This window comes from Methanospirillum sp., assembly GCF_035406105.1.
Lineage (GTDB): Archaea > Halobacteriota > Methanomicrobia > Methanomicrobiales > Methanospirillaceae > Methanospirillum.
In genome coordinates this window covers 1-1,072 of record NZ_DAONKG010000384.1, presented here as the reverse complement: position 1 = coordinate 1,072, position 1,072 = coordinate 1, and the positions used below count along the sequence as shown (strand labels likewise).

Annotated in this window: 1 protein-coding gene; it reads right to left on the bottom strand. The window is 49.9% G+C overall.

Annotated elements, in window-relative coordinates; all coding sequences use genetic code 11:
• Positions 1 to 92 precede the first annotated feature (92 nt).
• Positions 93 to 1,072: metal ABC transporter solute-binding protein, Zn/Mn family (locus PLA23_RS13695; RefSeq protein ID WP_324475587.1), on the bottom strand; the 980-nt coding region annotated here is incomplete at its 5' end.

Genomic DNA, 1,072 nt, shown 5'->3' with positions numbered 1-1,072 from the left:
GCCTTTTCTGACCTCAAATGTGATGGAATCCAGTATGATCTGCTGATTCCTGATGACCGATACATTGGTAAGCCCGATAACTGGATCCTTCATTATGACAGCCCAGACATTTCTCTTGCAATATGCTGCATATTCTCCAGATAATTTCCGGCAAGCGGACTGATAAGAACCATCGTTCCATTCAGCTCCCTGGCCAGGGTCTCGGCCTGTCGTGTCGATCCCTCCGGCTCGGCAAAGACGATACGTATCCCGTCTGTTCGTGCCTGTGTTATGAGCGATGCAAGCTGCCTGGCTGACGGTTCGCGGCCGTTCTCCTCAACTGCCATCTGAGTCAGGTTATAATCCCTGCAGAAATAACCAAAGGCAGGATGATATACCAGAATCGTCCTGGTTTTCAATCCCTGAAGAGACGTACTGATACCGTGGTCAAGAATAGTAAGGTTTTGAATGTATGAATCCCGGTTTTTATAGAAGACATCTTTCATATCTGGCCGCACTGCTACCATCGCTTCAGCAGTCGTATCTACCATCCGGGCAGCATTGCGAAGAGAGAGCCAGACATGCGGATCAGTTCCCTCATGGGCATCATGGCCTTCCGGTTCGGCCCCTTCGGTATCAGGATGATCGATCTGAATAATCTCAATCTCTTTTGACATATTGATCACCGGCAAATCGGGATATTGTTGTTGTATCCGTGAAAGCCACCGGTTCTCAAACTCCATCCCTGATCCAAGGGCAAGATAGAGATCCGCTGACTCAAGCCCGGCGATCTGTGACGGGGTCGGCTCAAAGGTATGCGGGCTTGCCCCAGGCGGAACCATCACCAGAACCGATACCGGATACTCACCGGCAACCGCCCTGATGAACTCCTCCTGGGGGGGTATCGTGCAGGCGATTATCAATGATTGAGAAGAGGATGCCGGTTTTTGTTCAATACATCCAGATACACAAAGGAGTACGAGCAAGAAGAGGAGGAGGAATAAGGCACGGAGTGTGGTGATTTGGTGTGGCCTGTGTGAACTGCATATTATCTCTGTGAGCTTATAGCTTATCTTTTTCATGCAGAGCCTCC